Raw genomic sequence first — 20,489 nt, forward strand, 5'->3', positions numbered from 1 at the left:
CGCCATGCGCCTCCGACTGCTGGCGATGAGCACGGCTGCCACCGTGCTCGCCGCCGGCGTGGCCTACCTGGTCGCCCGGCCCGCCGAAGCGCTCGCCGCCACCTCGGCGAACGTCTGGCTGACGACCCCGGACCGCGCCAACCTCCTCACCCAGAAAAGTGCCGTTCCCTTCGGTACCGCCGGCAGCGGCGCCGTCATCAGCGTGAACCCGAACACCACGTACCAGTCGATGGTGGGCTTCGGCGCCTCGCTGACCGACGCCAGCGCGTACCTCATCTACAACTCCCCGGCCCGCAACACCGTCATGAACAACCTGTTCAGCCCGTCCTCCGGGATCGGCCTGAACTGGCTGCGGCAGCCGTTCGGCGCGTCGGACTTCGCGCGGAACTTCTACACCTACGACGACGGCTCGGCCGACCCGAGCCTGTCCCGGTTCTCCGTCTCGCACGACCAGGCGTACATCCTGCCGCTGCTCACCCAGGCCAAGTCGATCAACTCGCAGGTCCAGGTGATGGGCGTGCCGTGGAGCGCGCCGGCCTGGATGAAGACCAACGGCAACCTGATCGGCGGCTCGCTGTCGACGAACTACGAGGGCGCGTTCGGCGACTACCTCGTGAAGTCGATCCAGGCGTACCAGGCGGCCGGGGTACCGGTGCAGTATCTGTCCATCCAGAACGAGCCGCAGTTCTCCCCGCCGGGCTACCCCGGCATGTTCATGCAGCCCGACCAGCAGGCCCGGATCATCAACTCCCTCGCGCCGAAGCTGTCGGCGGCCGGGACCGGCACCAAGATCCTCGCCTGGGACCACAACTGGGACAACACCTCGTTCCCGCAGCAGGTCCTCGCCAGCGCCGGCAACAACGTCGCCGGTACGGCCTGGCACTGCTACGGCGGCACGCCCAGCGGGCAGACGACGGTGCACAACGCGTACCCGAACAAGGACATCTTCTTCACCGAGTGCTCCGGCACCGAGTCGGGCAACACGTTCGCCGACTCGCTGCTGTGGCAGGGCCGCAACCTCGCCGTCGGCGCGACCCGCAACTGGGCCAAGACCGTGACGACGTGGAACATGGCCCTCGACCAGAACCACGGCCCGGTCATCGGCTCCTGCACCAACTGCATGGGCGTGGTGACCGTGAACGGCGGGACCATCACGTACAACGCGGAGTACTACGTGCTCGGCCACCTCTCGAAGTTCGTCAAGCCGGGCGCGGTGCGCATCGACTCGACCAACCAGGGCGAGGGCGGCATCGAGAACGTCGCCTTCCGCAACCCCGACGGCTCGATCGTGCTCGTGGCGATCAACTCCGGCGGCGCCCAGAACTTCCAGGTCTCCTTCGGCGGCTCCTCGTTCGGCTACAACCTCCCGGCCGGCGCGATGGCCACCTTCACCTGGCCCGGCGGCACGGTGACCCCGACCTCGAACCCGCCCACCACGGGCGGCGGCGGCGGTTCCCAGCCGAGCACCACGGCGTGGTACCAGGTGATCAACAGCAACTCGAACAAGTGCCTGGACGACGCCGGCTGGGGCACCGCCAACGGCACGGCGCTGCAGCAGTGGACGTGCAGCAACCCGGCCGCGACCAACCAGCAGTGGCAGTTCCGCTCGGTCGGCGGCGGCTACTACAACGTCGTGAACCGCTACGCGACCGGCCTGTCGTGGGACGTGAACGGCGGCACCGGCGCCACGGGTGACGGCGCCCAGGTCCACCTGTGGGCCTACGGCGGCGCCACGAACCAGCAGTGGCAGGCGGTCTCAAACGGGAACGGGACGTACCGTTTCATCGCCCGCAACAGCGGCAAGTGCCTCGACGTGAAGGACGTCTCCACGGCGGACGGGGCGCAAATGCAGCAGTGGTCGTGCACGGGCGGCCCGGCCCAGACGTTCCGCCTCGTCGCCCAGTCGTAGCCACACCTGCCGAGGGGCCCGGCGCACGATGCGCGCCGGGCCCTTCCCCGTCTCAGCGCCGCTCGGGCACGTCGAGGAGGATGTCGGCCAGCGCGCGGTGGACCCGGGACACGCGGGGCGGGGCGGCGTCGACGGTGAGCTCGAGATGCGGGCCGAGACCCAACTGCGCCGCCGGTACGTCGTGCAGCTCGATCTCCAGCCGCTCGCCCGTCATCCGCCACCGGCGCACCGCCGACTCGACGCGTTCGCCGACGCCGCTGGAGACCTCGTGCGGCTCCGCCTCCCACGTGCCGCGCTTGAACCGCAGCACCGTGCCGGTCTCGCCGGGCCCCTCGGCCAGCGTCAGCGTCATCACGTCATCGATGAACTCGTAGCGTGTGTACGACATCCGCACAATGCGTCACTCTATAGCCACACGCTCACTTCGAGACGGGCCGTAGAGCCGAGATCCAGTGGTACGGGCGGCTTGACCAGTTGGCGGGTGGCGCCCGGGGCCGGGGCGACGTACAGGTAGGCGCCGCTGACCGGGGGCTTGCTGATGTCGTCGTAGGTGTTGCGCCAGGCGAGCACCGCGACCGTGCTCTGGCCGGGGGCGAGCGCGACGGGGTGGGCCGACTGGTTGTGGTGCACGCCCGGGACGATCTTGATGTCCTGGACGTCCTTGTCCTTGTCCAGCACGATGACCTCCGGCTGGCCGCTGACCGTCACCGCCGTGTCGCCGCAGTTCGTGACGTGCAGGCTCATCTCGCGGTAGCCCATGGCCGCGTCGCCCCGGTCGGCCTCGATCTTGAGCCCGCCCGCCGGGCACCCGACCGGCTCCTCCTCGCTCTTCACCGAGGGCGAAGCCACCGGCGTCGGCAGGGTGTTCTGCGGCTCGGTGCCGGGCTGGGCGCAGCCGGCCAGCAGCACCACCGTGAGCAGCGCCAGTCCCCGAATCCTCATGACTCCAGCACCGCCGGCGTCAGATCGGCCAGGGAGGCCACGCCGGCCAGGCCCATCGTCAGGTCGAGCTCCGCGATCACGTTCTCGATCACCTGGCGTACGCCGTCCGCGCCGTCCAGCGCCAGGCCGTACAAGTGCGGCCTTCCCAGCAGGCAGGCATCGGCGCCGAGGGCCAGGGCGACCAGCACGTCGGCGCCCGTGCGGATCCCGCTGTCGAGGAGCAGGGCCGGCTCGGGGCCGACGGCGGCCCGGATCGTCACGAGCGCGTCGAGCGCGGCCACCGACCGGTCGACCTGGCGGCCACCGTGGTTGGACACCACGATGCCGTCCACGCCGGCGTCGAGGGCCCGGCGGGCGTCGTCGGGGTGCAGGATGCCCTTGAGCAGGATCGGCAGCCGCGTCCGGCCGCGCAGGGTCTCCAGGTGGGCCCAGCTCAGGCCCGGGTTCGAATAGATGTCCAGGAACGTCTCGACGGCCGCCCGGGGCTCCCGCGCGGTGAGGTTGGCGAAGAAGCCGCCCGGGTGCTCGCGCGCGATCGACACCAGCGTGCGCAGCGCGCCGAGGGTGACCTGGGGCTTGGCCGCCGGTTGCGCCGCGCGCTCCCGCACGATCTCCATGAACCGCGGATCCGACGTGTACTGCGCGATGCCCTGCCCCCGCGCGAACGGCAGCGAGCCGAGGTTGAGGTCCTGCGGCCGCCACCCGAGCATCGTCGTGTCCAGGGTGACCACGAGGGCGCGGGCCCCGCAGTCCTCGGCCCGCCCGATCAGCGAGTCGACCAGCCGCTCGTCCGTGGACCAGTACAGCTGATACCAGAACGGCGTGTCGCCCATCGCCTTCGCCGTGCGCTCCATGGGGCTGCAGCCCTGGTTCGAGAACACGTACGGCACACCCGCGGCCGCCGCGCCCCGGGCGATGAGCACGTCGCTGTCGCGGCGGATGAGCGCCCCGGCCCCGACCGGCGCGAGCAGCAGCGGCGCCGCCAGCGGCGTGCCGGCCACCTCGGTGCGCAGGTCACGCTCGGTGATGCCGGTCAGCATCCGCGGTACGACCCGCCGCCGCGCGAACGCCGCCCGGTTCGCCGCCATCGTGGCGCCCTCGCCGGCTCCCCCGGCCACGTACGCCCAGGCCCGCGCGGACATCGCCCGCCGCGCCCGCCGCTCCAGCTCGGCGGCGTCGGTGGGCACGGACGGCCGGCGCCCGAGCGCACCCTGCCGGTAGACGACGCCCTGCCGGGCACGGCCGATGTTCACGGACGGCACGGTACCCTTCGGCGGGTGGCCCTGCCGACCCAGGACGAGCTGCGGGACGCGACCTGCGTGGCGTGCCCGGGCCAGTCGCTGCCGCTGGGCGCCTTCGACGTGGCGGAGCGGCCGGACCCCGGCATCCCGTACTCCCCCGTCCCCGGCCACCGGGTGCACGCCGCGACCGGCACGCCCACCTGCGTGCATCCGTACCGGGTCGGCGTGCCGCCGGGGCACTACCGCTCGGCGGGCGCTCCCCTGCCGGCCGGCGCCCCGCCGCCGCCCGCGCCGACCGGCCCCGACCTGGCGCTGCCGGACGACCCGACGCTGCTGGAGGCCTGGCTGATCGCCGTGGTCCGGGCCGCACCCGCCGCCGCGCTCGGCCCCGCCCTGCGCCGCGCGGAGGCGACCGCCCGCACCCGGTTCCCGGACCGCGAGGTCGTCACCGCGCTGCGCCGGGTCCTGGCCACCGAACTCAGCTGACCTGCGGGTCGGTGGTCACCGGCACGCGCACGCCATGGCCGGACACCGTGCGCACGGCGCGGGCGATCGGGTCCTCGGCGGCGATCCGGCCGAGGAGGAAGCGGGCCTGCACCGCCTGCCGCCCGAGCACCGCCCCGGCCGTCTCGGTCGCCCACAGCAGCACGCCGAGGTCGAGGTCCCGGTCGGGCGCCGGGCCCCGGTCGAGGGCGGCCAGGACCCGCCCGCGCGTCTCGGCGTCGAACTCGGGGCGGACGGCGTCGTTGGCGGAGTGGTACTCGGACCGCTGCCCGTAGCGCCCGACGAGCCGCCGCCGGGTGGCGACGGTCTCGACGACGTCGGCGCCGAGCGCGGCCAGCCACTGGTCGACGCGCCGGGGCGGCCCGGCGGCGAGGCGGTCGAGCACCGCGTCGAGGAACGGGTCGCCGATGCCCTCCCCCACCACCCGCAGCACGGGCCCGGAGGCGTCGACGCACCCGGCCCGGCGCAGGTCCATCAGGGTCGCGGCGGCCAGCGCGGCCGGGAACACCCGCAGGTCGGTGCGGCGCCGCCGGTCGCGCGGGGCGAAGCTCACGTCGAACAGGTCGTCGGCGAGGCGCCCGGGCCCGGACAGCGGCCCCATCGGCAGCGGCGTGCCGCGCCGCTCGACGAGCCCGAACTCGACGAGCAGCGCGACGAGCGCCGGCACCTTGCCCGGGTCCTCGGCCGCCGCCCGCACGGTCCGCGCCACGCCCTCGGGTTCGAGCCGCAGCGGGCGGGACCAGGCGTGCACGTACTCGGCCCGGCCGGCCGCCACCAGGGCCGCCACCACGAAGTCGATCGCCGTCGCCGACTCCGGCCCGCCCTCCTCGAGCACGTGCACCGCCCGGTCCAGGCCGCCGGCCCGCTTGAGCCGCGCCACGTCCAGCTTCGCCTCGGCGCGGGCGGCCGCCGCCACCAGGTCGTCGAAGTCCGCGGTGCGCAGGGCCGCGGTCAGCAGCCCCGGGTCGGCGAGCAGTTCGACGGCCGGTCGCTCTTCCCCGGGTGTACCGGACGGGCCTCCCGCAAGCCGCGCCAGCCGGACGTCCAGGGGCGGGTGCGTGTCGAAGGGACCGGGCTGAGCCGGGCGCGCCGCGGCGTAGTGCGGGTCGCGGGCGAAGCGCAGCAGCACGTCCTCCGGCTCGTACCCCTCCGTGCGGGCCCACCCCGCATAGCTCGCGATGAGCAGCTCCCACGTCGCGCTCAGCGGGCCGAGATCCCGCAGCGCCGCCGCCAGCGCGTCGGGGCCCGCGACCCGGGCCGCCAGGTCGTCGGCCTCCAGCTCGGTGCGGCGGCGCACGGCGAGGGAGACGGCGGCATACGGCAGGACGTACAGCTCGAGCACGAACCCGGCCGGGCCCGCCTCGGCGATCGTGCGGGTCATGGCCTGCATGCCGCGGTACGTGATGGCGGCCAGGCCGGTGTGCCGGCGCGAGTAGTGGGCCAGTTCGTGGGCCAGCACCGCGCGCACCCGGGAGACCGGCCAGACCTGCAGCAGCGGCGCGCCGACGAGCAGGACCCGCCGGCCGGTGCGCAGGCCCAGCGCGCCGGTGTCCTGCCAGACGCCCGCGTTGACCGCCGCGACGAGGCGGATCTCGTCCGGCGGGCGGGTGCCGGCCAGCTTCGCCAGCTCCCGCGTCTGCGCCCACAGCCCCGGCGCCTGGGTCTCGTCGACCGCCACCCCGTCGCGCGGCGGCGGCTCGCCGGAGCTCAGCAGCGCCGCCGCCCCGGGCACCAGCAGCGCGACCGCGAGGGCGCCGAGGGCGAAGGCGCCCGCCTGGGCGTCGGCCGAGCCGGGGGCGATCAGCAGCAGCCAGACCGCGAGCCACCCGACCGCGACCGCGAGCGCGGCGCCGAGCACGTAGAAGCCGGCGAGCATGGCCACCGCCAGCGCCGCCCGCAGTTGGACCAGCACTCCCCCGTTCACGCGCACAGGGTGACACCGCCGCGCCACCAAGTAGGGTACGAAGACATGAGCAGCGTCTTTACGAAGATTCTCGCCGGGGAGCTTCCCGCGCGGTTCGTGTGGCAGGACGACGACGTGGCCGCGTTCCTGAGCATCGCGCCGCTGCGGCCCGGGCACACGCTCGTGGTGCCGCGGCAGGAGGTCGACCAGTGGACGGCGGCGGACCCGGCCCTGTTCGCCAAGTGCACGGCGGTCGCCCACACGATCGGGCGGGCGGTGCAGCTGGCCTGGGACGCGCCCCGCGTGGGCCTGGTGGTGGCCGGCTTCGAGGTACCACATCTGCACTTCCACGTCTTTCCGACGTGGGGCATGGAGGACTTCGACTTCGGCCGGGTCGACCAGCACCCGGACCCGGCGGCGCTGGACGAGGCCGCGGACCGGATCCGCACGGCCCTCAAGGCCCTGTAGCGCGTGCGGCTCACGTTCGACGGCTGGATCGCCGGGGTCGGCACCGCGAGCGGGACGCGGCTCGTGCTCGGGCACTGGCCCCGCTCGCCGTTCGGCCCGGTCAGCGACGTCATGGTGGAGCGGCCGGACGGCCATCGGGTGCTGCTCGCGCCGACGCCGGAGCTGGCCGAGTTCATCGACGCGACGTACGGGTTCGACGAGGTCCGCATCACGCCGGTCGACGTCGGCGCGTCGTGGGCGGTCGCGGCCGGGCCGCTGACGCTGCGCTTCGACGTCGGCCGGCGGGGCGGGCTGGGGTGGCTGCTGCGTGCGGTACCGGCGAAAATCGCGCGACACCCGAACTGGGTGCGGCTGGTGGACCTGCCGGCGCGGCTGGTGATGCCGGGCGTGCGCACGCACGGCAGCGCGGGCCGGGGGCGCCGCGAATGGTACGGCGTGCGGGACCTGCATCCGATCACCGCCGCCTCCGCCGCGTGGGAGGGGCGCGACCTCGGGCCGCTCACCGACGTCGACCCGCCGGTCCGGTTCGGGTTCGGGTCGACGCCCCGCCACCCGTCGTTGGCCCGGATCACCACCACCGTCGATGTGCCGGACACCCGGCGGCCCTAGGCTCCCCGCCCGTGACGTTCGACCTCTGGGGCGCGGCCTACCAGATCATGGACGGGCGCTGCTCGGGCGACGGCTTCCGCGCGTTCCGGAGCTGGCTCGCCGTCACCCTCGACCGGGACACCCTCGAGCGGGTCCTGGCCGACCCGGACTCCCTCGCCGACGTGCCCGCGATCCGGCGCCTGGCCGGCCGCGAGACCCACGACTGGGCCCCCTCCGAGTGGCCGCAGCACGACGTCGACGGGCGGTCGTTCGAGGATCCCGCCGGCCGGCCGTGGGACTTCGACGACCCCCGTGAGGTGGCCCGCCGGCTGCCGCGGCTGGGACGGATGTTCCCGCGCATCGGCGAGGTGCACGAGCGCGGGAACGTCCATTGGGCCGCCGGCTAGATCGGACCGGCCGGTTCGGAACGGCTCAGGACCTCAGCAGGCGTTGCTGCGGAAGTCCGACACCGCGATCCCGGAGAACCCGCAGGTGAACGGGGTGAACCGGGAGTCCTGGCTGACCCACCGCTTGAACCAGGAGACCAGCGCGCGCGAGGCGGTCGCGTTCGTGGTCTGCGGGAAGAAGTGGCTCTGCCCGGTCAGCTCGACGTACGTCTTCGGGCCGCCCAGGGTGTTGTAGAACGGGATCGAGTGGCTGGACACCGGGGCGATGGTGTCGGACTGGCCGCCCACGATGAGCACCGGCTCGCTCACGTTGTTCCAGGTCTTGTCCGAGTTCCACGGCGCCAGCGGCACACCCGCCTTGACCAGCCCGGACGTGTCGGCCGCGAGGGCCTCGAGGGTGCCGCCGCCGCCCATGGAGTGCCCGGCGACGCCGCGGCGGCTGCCGTCGACCTTGCCCCGGACCGCGGTCGGCGACGAGTTCACCGCCCAGTTGAGCGCGGCGAGCAGCTGGTTGCCGCGACTGGCCGGTTGGTCGTACAGCGTGTTGGTCTCGATGCCGACCACCACGAAGCCCCAGGAGGCCAGGCGCGGCCCGATCCAGGACAGGCTCGACCAGGTGGCGGTGAACCCGGGCGAGACGGCGATCACCGGGTAGCGGCCGGTGGCGGTCGGGTAGTAGACCCGTCCGCCGCCGAACCCGGTGACCAGGCTGGAGATGCTGGCCGAGGTGGTGGCGAAGCTGCCGTTGCCGGTGATGTTCGACGAGGTCGGGGCCTGACCGACCTCGTCGGCGAGCGCCGGGGTCGCGACGGCCGCGATGCCGGAACCCATGAGGGTGAGGATGAGCCCGACCCGCAGGACGAGCCGAATGGCGGGGGTGTTTCGCACCGGTGTCTCCCGATCGACGAGGGATACTTCGATGCGCGTCAGTGTGTCCGGGTCGGGACCGGCTCCGGATCCGTGAAATCGCCAGTCTCAGTCGACGAGGCCGGCCAGCTGAGCTTCCCAGCCCTCGGTGTGGATCGCCCGGCCCTGGAAGCGCTCGCGCAGCACCCGCAGGGCGGGGAGGCGCTGGGCCGCCTTGCGGTACTGCGAGGCGGCCGAGTCGGCGTCGGCCGAGATCCCCTCGACGCGGAAGCCGAGCAGGTCCAGGGCCCGGTTGAGCTGGGCCGCCTGGTCGGTGTCGCGGCAGGTGAACACGTAGGTGGCGTGGTCGGGGGCGTTGAGCACCTCGTACACCAGCCGCCCGGACGGGGTCAGGCACAGCAGGAACGCGAGCACGGCCGGGTCGTCGGGGTCGGCCGGGTCGGTCAGCGCCGCGTAGTCGGTGTGCGCGGGCGTCACGGGCTGGTGCGGGAAGACCTGGCGGGGCAGGTGCGGGCCGTTCTCGTAGCCGCCGCCGCCCATCGCGCCCAGGCCGAGCAGGCCGAAGGCGAGGCCGGGGCCGTACGTGTCGAACGGGCCTTCGAACGGGCCACCGAACCCGGACACCATCCCGGCGGCGAACATGCCGGGCAGCCCCGGCGCGAACGATCCGGCGTGCGCGTCGTGGTCGAGCACCGGCGGCCGGGCCGGGTCGCGCCACGGGCCGGCGCCGGAGCCTGCCCGCTGTACCGACGAGGTCTGTTTGAACCCGAGCCACACCTGCCCCAGCCCGAGCAGCTTGCGGGCACCCGCGACCCGCTCCGGCCGGCACGCCGCCTCCAGCAGGGCGGGGAACACGCCGGGCTCGACCGCCTCCAGGGCGTCGCGCGGCGCGGCGAGCCCGTCCCGCAGCAGCGCGGCGACCGAGCGCAGCGCGACCGGGCCCAGCCCGGGCAGCAGCGCGGCGAGGAAGTGACTGGTGCGCCCGGCCGCGGCGGCCGTGCGGGCCCGCAGCAGGTCCAGGAACTCGCTCGTGCGGCGGGCGAGCCGGCCCACGGCGATCGGCGGTCTTCCCGGCACGCTCAGCCCGATGGTGTACCCCGTGCTGTCCGTCGTCACCGCCTGGATGAACGGGTACGGCAGCTTCTCGGCCAGTCCCGCCGCGGGCACGATGACCAGCGCGTCGTCGTACAGCCGCAGCTCGGCCGGGGTGCCGTCGACCCAGCCGGGGAACGCCTCGGCCGTGCCGACCCCGTCGAGCAGCAGCACCTGCTCGGTGTCGGCGACCCGCGCCTCCGACAGTTCCGCGAGCAGCTGGGTGCGCATCACCCCGAGCCGGCTCAGTTCCAGACGGGCGCCGTCGGCGAGCAGGAGCTGCACGACGTACGGCTGCGGCTCCTGCACCTCGACGACGTCCCCGGGCGCCACCCGCAGGACGGCACCCCGCTCGGGCGTCACGACCAGCGCGCCGCCGGCCATCTCGGCCGACCCGTCGCCCTCGTCGAGCAGCGCCCCGCCGTCGGCGATCAGGCGGTAGCGCACGTCAGGCCGTCGACGTGCCGCACTCGGCGCAGAACATCGCGCCGGGCTGGGTCGGCGTGCCGCAGTTGCCGCAGAACCGCTTCTGCTGCTGCGGCGCGGCCGCGAGCGGGGTCCCGCAGTGCTGGCAGAACTTGCCGCCGCCGGTCTCGTTCATGCACGAGGGGCAGCGCCCGACGGCCTGGTCCCGGTAGTTGACGTCGCGCGTCCAGTCCACCTGGTTGATGTGCTCGTGCAGCTGGTTGACCTGGGCCGCGGCCTGCATGCCGGCGATCTCCTGGTCCAGCCGCGGCGCGCAGCTCGTGCACAGCCCGCGCTCGTGGTTCCAGCACACCTGCTGGCAGACCCACTGCCCGCAGCGGTGACACTGGGTGAAGTAGACCTGCATCTCCTCGGCCGCCTTGGCCAGGGCCTTGTCCCGCGTCGACCCGCGCAGCCCGTCGCGCATCCACTGCGCGTCCCAGCCGATCTGCGAGGCCTTGTTGCCGACCTCCCCGCCGAGCAGGTCGCCGCCCATGCGCAGCAGCTTCCCGCCGAACCCGGTCACCGAGTGCTGGAAGGACGAGCTGTAGCCGTTGCCGCAGCGCATGCAGTTGAACTCGAACTGGTACCCCTCGCGGGTCGAGTGGTCCGAGTAGTTGTTGGTGAACGGCACCATGCCAGCCATCGGCGACAAACCCCTTGTTCGAGAGCAACCAGTCTTCCACCTTTTTTGTACCTGTCGCCCGCCATCGGCATGATCGGCAAGTCGGTCATATGACATCGCCTGATCGGCGCCCGATGAGCGCCCGCGCCCAGTCGCGCATCCCACCCGGCGGCGCCTGCCGCACATAGGTCTCGAACAGCGCGACGGCCTCGTCGCGGCGCACTCCGGCGGTCATCACCGGCGCCGCGAACCACGGCGCTTCGGGATGCGTCCGCCAGGCCGCCGCCACGCCCGCCCCGCCGTCGGGGGGCGACTCGTGGGCGTAGTAGACCTCCGCCACACCCAGCACCATGGCCGCCCCGAGACACATCAGGCACGGCTCCAGCGTCACGGCCATGCGGATCGGCGCCGTGCCGCGCCGCGACCCCAGCGCCTCGTCGGCCTGCGTCAGCGCGAGCAGGTCACCGTGGACGATCCGCCGCCCGAGGGCCCGCTCGCTGGTGTACGCCCGCCCGAGCACGACCCCGCCCGCCTCGACGACCGCCCCGATCGGCAGCTCGCCCGCGGCTAGGCCCTGTCCTGCCGATCTTGTCGAGCCGAGACGGAGTCCAGATTTCGGCTGCGTGCGCAGCGCGGGAGGTCGGTTACCGGGGTTGTAACCGGCCTTCCGCGATGTGTGCGCAGCCGGAATCTGGGCCCGGTGCAGGCCGGCAAGATCGGCAGGACAGGGCCTAGCCCCTCGGCCGCGACGGCCAGCGCCGCGTCCATCAGCTCGTCCGGCGTGGGGCAGGCACCGACGCTTGGCAGCACGGTCCGGAGCCTACCCCCGCCGGCGGTCGCTAGGCCGTGATCGTGGGCCAGGCGAAGGCGAGCAGCGCGCACGCGGCGGCGAGACACGCGAGATTCACGCCACGCACCGGGACGGGCAGCGCGGCCACCACGAGCAGGATGATGGCGATGAGGTAGAGCACGGCCTGTGCCGACATGACAGCCTCCGGGGTGCGGGTTCGGACTGGTCGATCCATACCCCCGGCACCGTCCACATGAAACACTCGAGGAGCGCGCGATGCCCGAAGCCGGAGTGCCCCTGCGCAAGCTGGGCTTTCTCACCATTGGCCTGTTCGATCCCGCGGAGCCGGCGGCCGGGCACGAGTCGACCCTGGAGGTGATCGCGCTCGGGGAGCGGCTCGGGTTCGACAGTGCGTGGCTGCGGCATCGCCATCTGCAGTACGGGATCAGCTCGCCCCTCACCGTGATCGCCGCCGCCTCGCAGCGGACGTCGCGGATCGAGCTGGGGACCGCGGTCACGCCGCTGGGGTGGGAGAACCCGCTGCGCCTGGCCGAGGACCTGGGCACCGTCGACCTGCTGTCCGGCGGGCGGCTCAACCCGGGCCTGAGCGTCGGGCCGCCGATGCAGTGGGAGCACGTCCGCGGCGCCCTGTACCCGGACACGGCCGACGCCGAGGACTTCACGTACGCGCGGGTGGAGCGGCTGCTGTCCTTCGTCGGCGGGGAGCCCGCCAGCGACTTCTCGGGCGTGGAGGGCTTCGAGGTCTTCTCGGACCGCGTCGAGCCGCACTCGCCGGGGCTGCGGGGCCGGATGTGGTACGGCGGCGGCAGTCTGCGCTCGTCGCAGTGGGCCGGCGCGCACGGGATGAACCTGCTCACCAGCAGCGTGGTGAAGGCCGAGGACCCGCACGACGCGGCGCCGGACTTCGCGGCCATTCAGCTGTCCCACGTGCGGGCATTCCGCGCCGCCCACCCCGACGGCGCGCGGGCCCGCGTGTCCCAGGGCCTCGTCGTCATCCCCACCGACAGCGCGACGGCGGCGCAGCGGGAGAAGTACGCGGCGTACGCCGAGCAGCGCACGCCGCGCACCGCCACCCCGCAGGGCCCGGCGCGGATGATGTTCGCGCCGGACCTGGTGGGGCCGGCCGAGCAGATCGCCGAGCGGCTGTGCGCGCACGCCGCCTTCCGCGAGATCGACGAGGTGGCGTTCGCGCTGCCGTTCGCCTTCGAGCACGAGGACTACGTGCAGATCCTGACCGACATCGCCACGCACCTGGGCCCGGCCCTCGGCTGGCGGCCGGCCACCGCGTAGCTCAGTTCCTCCCGGCCCACGGCTCCGGTTTCGCGCACGACGGGGCCGGCGGGACCGGGCGGCACTCCTCCTTGCGGTCCGGGCGCGGTGCGAGCCGGGGGGCGCGGTAGATCTCGGCGCCGGCGGCGTCGTAGGCGACCAGTTCGGCGTTGCCGCGGACGCCGTCGGCGATCAGGCCGAAGGCGCCGTGCTCGATGCGGGCCGTCGTCGCGTGGCCGTCGCCGTGCTCCAGGACGAGCTTGACGACGCGGTCCGAGACCCGGCCGGCCAGGGCCACCGTGCCGCCGAAGTCCTCGGAGGCGCTGCCCAGCAGGGTCTGGACCGGGCCCGGCACGGTCGTCGGGTCGATCCAGCCCTCGGTGTCGAAGCCGCCGCCCCGGCCGGGGTCGTCGATGTGGTCGATGGTGCAGGCGAGGTAGCCGGTGTGGTTGATGTACAACAGGAACCCCACCTGCCCGTCGGAACCGGCGACGGCCAGGTCGGGCGGGTCCACCGGCAGCGGCTGGTAGTGGTTCCGGTTCCAGTCCAGGCACGCCGCGGTCGCCTTCCGCAACTGCGGCAACGGCTCGTCCGGGCCCATCGCGATGACCGCGGGACCGTGTCCGCGGCCGCCCCAGATGAACGCGGGGAGCACCAGCACGAGCACGACCGCGGCGGCCACGGCCAGGGCCCAGCGCAACCGGTACGGTGCCGGGAGGGAAGGGCGGGTCGCGGCCACGAGGTCGGCGCGCATGCGGGTGGCGGTCGCGGCGGGCAGGTCGCGTTCGGTGGGCAGGTTCATGCGTCCTCCTCCTGCAGCAGGGTGCCGAGCCGGGCCCGGGCGCGGCTCACCCGGGAGCGCATCGTCGCCGGGGCGACCCCGACGGCCGCGGCGGCGTCCACATAGGACAGGCCGGACCACAGGCAGAGCGCGACCGCCTCGCGTTCGGCCCGGGGCAGGCGGCGGATCTGGCGCAGGATGGCGCGCATCCGGTGTTCGTCGTCGAGCCTGGCCGCCACCTCGTCGGCCGGGTCGGCCACGTCGGGCGGGGGCGGCACCCGGTGCAGCAGGGCGAGCCGGCGGCGCAGGGCCCGGCCCTCGCCGCGGGCGGTGTTGCCGGCCACGACGAGCAGCCAGGGCAGGACCGCCCCGCCGGCCGGCTCGACCTCGCCGCGGCGGCGCCAGGCGACCAGGAACGTGGCCTGGGTGACGTCCTCGGCGGCGGCCCAGGAGCCGGTCAGGCGGAACGCGTGGTTGTACACGGCGCGGGCATGCCGGTCGAACAGCCGCCCGAAGGCGTCGCCGTCGCCGTCCCGGCACGACGCCCAGAGCTCACGGTCGGAGGGCTGCAACTCGGTGGTCACATCTGTTCATGGCCGGCACCCCTCCCCGCGTTGCGTGCCCGCCTTTCCGTCGCATTTCGGAAATGTCCGAAATGGCGCACGAATGCCGGCGGAAACGCAAATCGCCCCAGGGCAAGAATCCCTGGGGCGACGCGAGCGCGAAAGCGATCAGCCGTTGAGCGGCCGCCGCCCGATCGCGATGACCGACTGGCCGAAGGGCGGCCGGAAGCCGCGCTCCATGAACCGGGTCAGCGGCGCGACGGTGGTGTCGTAGAACTTGACCATCGGGCCGGGGCCGGGCATCTGCTTGAGCAGGCAGGTCGACACGTAGTACCCGATGAGGCCCAGCGAGTTCGCGTAGTGCAGCTTCACGACCTCGAGGTTGGCGGCGTCCATGGCCGCCCGCATCGTCTTCTTCGTGTAGCGGCGCACGTGGCCGGTGGCGATGTCCGCCGGGCCCATCGCGAACGGGAAGGCCGGCACCACGTTGATGACGTAGCCGCCCGGGCGGACCAGCGAGCGCATGGTGCGCAGGCCGCCGATGTCGTCGTCGATGTGCTCGAGCACGTTGTACGAGATCGCGGCGCTGTGGTCCGCGCTCACGTCGCTCGGCAGCAGCAGCTCGCGCACGGAGACGCCCGCGTGGTCGGAGAACCGTTCCTTGAGCGCCACGATGCGGCTGTGCTCCGCCTCGGTCAGCGTCATCTTCTCGGTGTGCTCGAGCCATTCCGCGGCGTAGTCACCGAGACCGGCGGACACCTCGATCGGGTGGTCGCCGAGGTAAGGCGTCGCGAACGCCACGAACCACTTGCGATGGTTCTTCGCCATCGCCAGACCCTCGAGCACCTCCGACTGGATGGCCTGGTCTCCGAGGATTGCCGCGTCCGGATTCGGCACTCTGCACCCCTACGTGAATACTGATCATGTCTGGCAGAACTGGCGTAGTGTATCGGCGTTGATAGTCCCCCGCCAGCCCCTGCGGCGCACTTCGAGCGGCAACTATGGTGTCACCGTGAAATTCGGGGAGAAGACCCGCGAGGTCCGGGCCGCGGCGCTGGCGCTGCTCACTTATGTCGCGTGCGCCGTGCTGGTGCTCCAGCACCTGTGGGCCGATCCACAAGGCCGGATGTTCGCCGACAACGGTCAGGATCAGATCTTCTTCGAGTGGGTGCTGACGCATGCGGCACGCCTCTTCACGCACGGTGACAACCCGTTCTTCACCGATCAACTCAATGCGCCGGCCGGCGTCAATCTCATGGCGAACACATCCGTTCTCGGACTCGCATTACCGTTGGCGCCGATCACGTTACTGTTCGGTGCGGGCGTCACGTTGGTGCTCATGGACACCATCGCCCTCGCCGGCACCGCGGCCGCGTGGTATTTCATTCTTTCCCGGCATGTTGTCACATCCCGGGTCGCCGCGTACGTCGGTGCGCTGTTCTGTGGTTTCGCCCCGTCGATGATCTCGCAGAGCACGGCCCACCCGAACATCGCCGGACAGTTCCTGATCCCGTTCATCGTCTGGAACGTCCTGCGGCTGCGCGAGCCCGGCCCGGTCCTGCGGCGCGGGCTGATCCTGGGCGCCGTGGTGCTGTACCAGTGCTTCATCAACGAGGAGATCCTGTTCCTCACGGCCGTGGCGCTGTTCGTGTTCCTGGTCGCGTACCTGCGCCCGCGGGAGTACCTGCCGGCCGTGCGCTCCGCCCTGCCCGCCCTCCTCGTCGGCGGGGTGGCGGCCGGGGCCCTGCTCGCCGTGCCGCTGTACCACCAGTTCTTCGGCCCGCAGGCGTACCACGGACTGCCCGATTTCGTGCACGGTTTCAGCAGCGATCTCGCGTCGTTCAAGGAGTTCAGCCGCCGCTCGATTTTCGCGCCCGACGATCTGTCGACGATCGACAAAATGGGCGGCCCGACGGAGGAGAACACGTTCTTCGGCTGGCCCTTGATCGGCCTGATGCTGGCCGCGACCGTGGCCCTTTGGCGGCACCGCGCGGCCCGCGCCCTGATCATCACCGCGGCCCTGTTCGCGGTGCTCTCCCTCGGCACCACGATCAAGTACAAGGGCCGCGAGACCAGCTGGCACGGCCCGTGGAAGTGGGTCCACGAGCTGCCACTGTTCGACTCCGTGGTGCCGACCCGGCTGGGCCTGGTGCTGGCCCCGCTCATCGGCGTCCTGCTGGCCCTGCTCGTCGACCGCTACGTCATGGGCGCGAAGGCCCTCGACCCGGCGAAGTCCACCGAATCGGACGGATCCGCCGGTACCGTCGGCAGCCCCCACCCCACCGACACGCCAGACGATTCCACCGAAACGGCCGACACCCCCGGCGGCGCCATCGGCGGCCGCGAACCGGCCCCGGCCGGAGTCCTGCTCGCCGAGGAGTCCGCGTCGCCGGATTCGTCCGAAGGCGCGGTGGACGTCAAGACGGACATCCGCCGCCCGGAGGCCGAGGAGACGACGCCCGCCTCCCGCTGGCTGTGGGCCGTGGCGCTGATCGTCGCCCTGGTCCCGCTGGTCCCGACCCCGCAGCCGGCCTCCCCGCGCTCGGCCATCCCGGCGTTCTTCGCCACCGGAACCTGGCGCGCGGAGATCCCCGAGAACGGCGTGGTGGTAGCCCTGCCGCTGGGCTGGTGGGAGGGTCTCGACGCGATGCGCTGGAGCACCGAGAACGACCTGGACTTCCGCGTCGCCGGCGGCTACTTCCTCATCCCGAACGAGGACGACCCGGAAAAGTCCGCGGTGTTCAACGCCAAGGTCCGCCCCACCATGGAACTGATCAACACCGTGGCCGGCGACGGCACCGTCCCGCAGGTCACACCCGACCAGGTCGCCCAGGCCAAGACCGACCTCGCGTACTGGCAGGCCGACGCCCTGGTCCTGCCCGACCAGCACGCGAACAGCGAGGCCGTGCGCCAGACCGCCGACCAGCTCTTCGGCCCCGGCAAGCACGTCGCCGACGTCTGGATCTGGAAAATCACCCACTGACGGCCCGGAGCGCCCGTGCCACCCCGCACGGGCGCTCCCCCTTTCAGCCGTTCCAGTCGACCAGCTGAACGATCACACCGTTGGGATCGCGCACCTGAAAGGCCCGCTCCCCCCACTCCTCGGTCGTGAGCGGCATGGTGATCGCCACCCCGGCCCGCTCCAGCCGCGCCAGCTCCCCCTCGAGGTCGTCAACCACGAACGCGAGAATCATCCCCGCGGCGTGCACGTCCCGCTGCTCCACGGGGAGCGTGGGAAGCCCGCACCGCAGGAAGATGACGTTCAGCCCCACATCGTCCCGGGTGAGCGACGCGAACCCGTCGGCCGCCATCTCCTCCCGAAACCCGAACTGCTCCTGCAAAAACCCACTGGACGCGGCCACGTCCCGCACGTTCAACGACACCGCCGACGCACTGACCCGCACTGCTGACCTCCCAAGGCGAGAAAACCTTCTACAGTGTAGAGAGATTTCCCCCGCCCGCCAACGCCGCAGCTCAACGACCTAAACGCGCGACCACCCCGAACGCACAGGCACTCCGAACTCGCGGCCGCCCGAAGCGCGGGGCCCACCCGAAGCGCGCGGCCACCCCGAACACGCGGCCACCCGAAGCGCACAGCCACCCCGAACACGCAGCCATCCGAAGCGCGCGGCCCACCCCGAGACGCGCGGCCCACCCCGAGACGCGCGGCCCAGCCCGCGGCGCGCGGCCCACCCGAAGCGCGGGGCCCACCCCGAACGCGGCCACCCCGAGCACGCAGCCACCCCGAGCACGCAGCCACCCCGAGCACGCAGCCGACCCGAGCACGCAGCAGCTACCCCGACGCACAGCAGTCAGCCCCGACGCGCACACCCAGCCGCCCGAGGCACGCAGAAGGTCAGCCGCCGGAAACGCCCGGCCACCAAGCGCGCGGCCACCCCGAGCGCGCGGACGCCGCCCAGACGCACAGCACTCAGCCCCAACGCGCACACCCAGCCAGCCCGCCGGAAGCGCGCGAAGGTCAGGCGCCGCAACCGCGCGGAAAGTCAGACGCCCACGCGCGCGAAAGGCCAACCGCCCGCCCCACGCGCGGAAGGTCAGGCGCCCCATGCACGCCGCGCGGAAAGTCAGGCGCCCCACGCACGCCGCGCGGAAGATCGGGCTCCCCACGCGCGCCGAAGGCCAACCGCCGCAAGCGCGCGGCCACCCCGAGCACCGAACGCCACCCAGACGCACAGCGGTCAGCCCCAACGCGCACACCCAACCAGCCCGCCGGAAGCGCGCGAAGGTCAGGCGCCGCAACCGCGCGGAAAGTCAGACGCCCAAGCGCGCGAAAGGCCAACCGCCCACCCCGCGCGCGGAAAGTCAGGCGCCCCACGCACGCCGCGCGGAAAGTCAGGGCGCCGCACACGCGGCGCGCGGTAGGTCAGGCGCCCCACGCGCGGCACGCGGAGAGTCAGGCGCCCCACGCGCGCGGAAGGCCGACCGCCCACCCCACGCGCGGAAAGTCAGACGCCCCCACGCGCGCGGAAGGCAACCGCCCGCCCCATGCGCGCCGAAGGTCAGGTGGCCCAATGCGCGCGGAAGTCAGGCGCCCCACGCGCGCCGAAGGTCGGGCGCCGCACACGCACGGCCACCAAGCGCGCGGCCGCCCCGAGCGCGGAACGCCACCCGGACGCACAGCAGTCAGCCCCTAACGCACACACCCAACCAGCCCGCCGCAACCACCGCGCGGAAGGTCAGGCGCCGCAACCGCGCGGAAAAGTCAGACGCCCACGCGCGCGAAAAACCAACCGCCCGCCCCACGCGCGGAAAGTCAGGCGCCCCACGCACGCCGCGCGGAAAGTCAGGCGCCCCACGCGCGGCGCGCGGAAAGCCAGGCGCCCCATGCGCGAAGGTCAGGCGCCGCACGCGCGCCGATGGCCAACCGCCACAAGCGCGCGGCCGCCCCGAGCGCCGCCCAGACGCACAGCAGTCAACCCCCCACGCGCATACCCAGCCAGCCCGCCGGAAGCGCGCGATGGTCAGGCGCCGCAACCGCGCGGAAAGTCAGGCGCCCCACGCGCGCGAAAGGCCAACCGCCCGCCCCACGCGCGGAAGGTCAGGCGGCCCCGCACGCCGCGCGGAGGTCAGGCGCTCCACGCGCGCCGCACGGAAGGTTAGGCGCCCTACACACGGCGAAGGCCAACCGCCGCAAGCGCGCGGCCGCCCCGAGCGCCGAACGCCGCCCAGACGCACAGAAGTCAACCCCTAACGCGCACACCTAGCCGGCCCGCCGCAACCACCGCGCGGAAGGTCGGGCGCCGCAACCGCGCGGAAAGTCAAGCGCCCCACGTGCGCGGAAGGCCAACCGCCCGCCCACGCGCGGAAAGTCAGGCGCCCCACGCGCGGCGCGCGGAACGTCAGGCGCCCCACGCGCGAAGGTCAGGCGCCGCACGCACGCCGATGGCCAACCGCCACAAGCGCGCGCCCGCGACGAGCGCCGAACTCCCCCCAGACGTACAGCAGTCAACCCCCCACGTGCACACCCAGCCAGCCCGCCGCAACCGCGCGGAAAGTCAGACGCCCCCCCACGCGCGAAAGGCCAACCGCCAGCCCCACGCGCGCGGAAGGTCAGACGGCCCAATGCGCGCGGAAGTCAGGCGCCCCATGCGCGCCGAAGGACAACCGCCGCAAGCGCGCGGCCACCAACCGCGCGGCCACCAACCGCGCGGCCGCCCCGAGCGCGCGGCCGCCCCGAGCGCGGAACGCCGCCCAGACGCACAGCAGCCAGCCCCTGACGCGCACACCCAGCCGGCCCGCCGCAACCACCGCGGATAGTCAGGCGCCCCACGCGCGTGGAAGGCCAACGGCCCGCCCCACGCGCGCGGAACGTCAGGCGCCGCACGCGCGCCGAAGGACGACCGCCGCAAGCGCGCGGCCACCAAGCGCGGCCACCCCGAGCGCGGCCGTCCCGAGCGCGAACGCCGCCCAGACGCACAGCAGTTCGCTGCTAACGCGCACACCCGGCCGACCCGCCGCAACCGCGTGGACGGTCAGGCGCCCCACGCGCGCTGAAGGCCAAGGCGCCCACGCGCGCGGAAGGTCAACCGCCCA

The 20,489-nt window shown here is 73.3% G+C and carries 20 protein-coding genes; 7 read left to right on the plus strand and 13 right to left on the minus strand.

The features are described 5' to 3' along the window. Positions 1-4: 4 nt before the first annotated feature. Positions 5-1,909, plus strand: a complete 1,905-nt coding sequence (locus tag ACQP00_RS35495) for an RICIN domain-containing protein (protein WP_433204199.1) — start codon at positions 5-7, stop codon at positions 1,907-1,909. Positions 1,910-1,961: 52 nt separating this feature from the next. On the opposite strand, the gene ACQP00_RS35500 is transcribed toward ACQP00_RS35495, so the two are convergent. The 3 genes from ACQP00_RS35500 to ACQP00_RS35510 are packed head-to-tail and all read right to left on the minus strand — an operon-like array spanning position 1,962 to position 4,104. Next, positions 1,962-2,297, minus strand: a complete 336-nt coding sequence (locus ACQP00_RS35500; RefSeq protein WP_433204202.1) for a hypothetical protein — start codon at positions 2,295-2,297, stop codon at positions 1,962-1,964. A gap of 17 nt (positions 2,298-2,314) precedes the next feature. After that, on the minus strand, positions 2,315-2,851 hold the full coding sequence (locus ACQP00_RS35505; protein ID WP_433204205.1) for a DUF4232 domain-containing protein: 537 nt from the start codon (positions 2,849-2,851) through the stop codon (positions 2,315-2,317). Next, positions 2,848-4,104 carry an alpha-hydroxy-acid oxidizing protein gene (locus ACQP00_RS35510; protein ID WP_433204208.1) on the minus strand — a complete coding sequence of 419 codons (1,257 nt, stop codon included), beginning with the start codon at positions 4,102-4,104 and terminating at the stop codon, positions 2,848-2,850. Before ACQP00_RS35510 ends, ACQP00_RS35505 begins: the two co-directional genes overlap by 4 nt. A 24-nt stretch (positions 4,105-4,128) precedes the next feature. Here ACQP00_RS35510 and ACQP00_RS35515 point away from each other — a divergent pair, with 24 nt between their 5' ends. After that, the gene (locus tag ACQP00_RS35515) at positions 4,129-4,578 is read left to right on the plus strand and encodes a hypothetical protein (protein WP_433204211.1); all 450 of its coding nucleotides are present in this window, start codon (positions 4,129-4,131) and stop codon (positions 4,576-4,578) included. Here ACQP00_RS35515 and ACQP00_RS35520 read toward each other — a convergent pair. After that, positions 4,571-6,520, minus strand: a complete 1,950-nt coding sequence (locus tag ACQP00_RS35520) for a GPP34 family phosphoprotein (RefSeq protein WP_433204214.1) — start codon at positions 6,518-6,520, stop codon at positions 4,571-4,573. The genes ACQP00_RS35515 and ACQP00_RS35520 overlap by 8 nt on opposite strands. Before the next feature lie 45 nt (positions 6,521-6,565). On the opposite strand from ACQP00_RS35520, the gene ACQP00_RS35525 reads away from it, so the two are divergent. From ACQP00_RS35525 to ACQP00_RS35535, 3 genes are read left to right on the plus strand one after another with little or no spacing between them, the layout of a single operon-like run. Next, on the plus strand, positions 6,566-6,967 hold the full coding sequence (locus ACQP00_RS35525; protein ID WP_433204217.1) for an HIT family protein: 402 nt from the start codon (positions 6,566-6,568) through the stop codon (positions 6,965-6,967). A 3-nt stretch (positions 6,968-6,970) separates the two neighbouring features. Continuing rightward, on the plus strand, positions 6,971-7,576 hold the full coding sequence (locus ACQP00_RS35530; protein WP_433204220.1) for a hypothetical protein: 606 nt from the start codon (positions 6,971-6,973) through the stop codon (positions 7,574-7,576). A gap of 11 nt (positions 7,577-7,587) precedes the next feature. Continuing rightward, a complete protein-coding gene (locus ACQP00_RS35535; protein WP_433204223.1) occupies positions 7,588-7,962 on the plus strand; it encodes a DUF4240 domain-containing protein in 375 nt (124 codons plus the stop codon). 33 nt (positions 7,963-7,995) lie between these two features. Here the strand turns inward: ACQP00_RS35535 and ACQP00_RS35540 are convergent, their stop codons facing one another. The 5 genes from ACQP00_RS35540 to ACQP00_RS35560 form a co-directional block, all read right to left on the minus strand. Beyond that, a complete protein-coding gene (locus ACQP00_RS35540; protein ID WP_433204226.1) occupies positions 7,996-8,850 on the minus strand; it encodes an alpha/beta hydrolase family protein in 855 nt (284 codons plus the stop codon). Positions 8,851-8,937: 87 nt separating this feature from the next. Continuing rightward, positions 8,938-10,368 (minus strand): hypothetical protein, encoded by a 1,431-nt coding sequence (locus ACQP00_RS35545; protein WP_433204229.1) that lies wholly within the window; start codon positions 10,366-10,368, stop codon positions 8,938-8,940. A gap of 1 nt (position 10,369) precedes the next feature. Beyond that, positions 10,370-11,032: a zinc ribbon domain-containing protein gene (locus ACQP00_RS35550; protein WP_433204232.1), complete on the minus strand. Its 663-nt coding sequence runs from the start codon at positions 11,030-11,032 to the stop codon at positions 10,370-10,372. Between the two features lie 85 nt (positions 11,033-11,117). Next, positions 11,118-11,801, minus strand: a complete 684-nt coding sequence (locus ACQP00_RS35555; protein WP_433224106.1) for a nucleoside deaminase — start codon at positions 11,799-11,801, stop codon at positions 11,118-11,120. Between the two features lie 49 nt (positions 11,802-11,850). Continuing rightward, the gene (locus ACQP00_RS35560; RefSeq protein WP_433044698.1) at positions 11,851-11,997 is read right to left on the minus strand and encodes a hypothetical protein; all 147 of its coding nucleotides are present in this window, start codon (positions 11,995-11,997) and stop codon (positions 11,851-11,853) included. An 80-nt stretch (positions 11,998-12,077) separates the two neighbouring features. Here ACQP00_RS35560 and ACQP00_RS35565 point away from each other — a divergent pair, with 80 nt between their 5' ends. Further along, positions 12,078-13,112, plus strand: coding sequence for an LLM class flavin-dependent oxidoreductase (locus tag ACQP00_RS35565; protein ID WP_433204235.1), 1,035 nt, complete (start codon positions 12,078-12,080; stop codon positions 13,110-13,112). Between the two features lies 1 nt (position 13,113). Here the strand turns inward: ACQP00_RS35565 and ACQP00_RS35570 are convergent, their stop codons facing one another. The 3 genes from ACQP00_RS35570 to ACQP00_RS35580 form a co-directional block, all read right to left on the minus strand. Further along, on the minus strand, positions 13,114-13,893 hold the full coding sequence (locus tag ACQP00_RS35570) for a hypothetical protein (RefSeq protein WP_433204238.1): 780 nt from the start codon (positions 13,891-13,893) through the stop codon (positions 13,114-13,116). Further along, positions 13,890-14,456 carry an RNA polymerase sigma factor gene (locus tag ACQP00_RS35575; protein WP_433204241.1) on the minus strand — a complete coding sequence of 189 codons (567 nt, stop codon included), beginning with the start codon at positions 14,454-14,456 and terminating at the stop codon, positions 13,890-13,892. Before ACQP00_RS35575 ends, ACQP00_RS35570 begins: the two co-directional genes overlap by 4 nt. 147 nt (positions 14,457-14,603) lie before the next feature. After that, positions 14,604-15,263 carry a methyltransferase domain-containing protein gene (locus tag ACQP00_RS35580; protein WP_433044709.1) on the minus strand — a complete coding sequence of 220 codons (660 nt, stop codon included), beginning with the start codon at positions 15,261-15,263 and terminating at the stop codon, positions 14,604-14,606. 184 nt (positions 15,264-15,447) lie between these two features. Between ACQP00_RS35580 and ACQP00_RS35585 the strand changes: the two genes are divergently transcribed. Further along, positions 15,448-17,418 carry a DUF6541 family protein gene (locus ACQP00_RS35585; protein ID WP_433204244.1) on the plus strand — a complete coding sequence of 657 codons (1,971 nt, stop codon included), beginning with the start codon at positions 15,448-15,450 and terminating at the stop codon, positions 17,416-17,418. Positions 17,419-17,461: 43 nt separating this feature from the next. On the opposite strand, the gene ACQP00_RS35590 is transcribed toward ACQP00_RS35585, so the two are convergent. Next, the gene (locus tag ACQP00_RS35590) at positions 17,462-17,839 is read right to left on the minus strand and encodes a VOC family protein (protein WP_433204247.1); all 378 of its coding nucleotides are present in this window, start codon (positions 17,837-17,839) and stop codon (positions 17,462-17,464) included. Positions 17,840-20,489 lie beyond the last annotated feature (2,650 nt).

Origin of the sequence: Dactylosporangium sp. CS-047395 (assembly GCF_050942185.1) — a bacterium.
Classification (GTDB): domain Bacteria; phylum Actinomycetota; class Actinomycetes; order Mycobacteriales; family Micromonosporaceae; genus Dactylosporangium.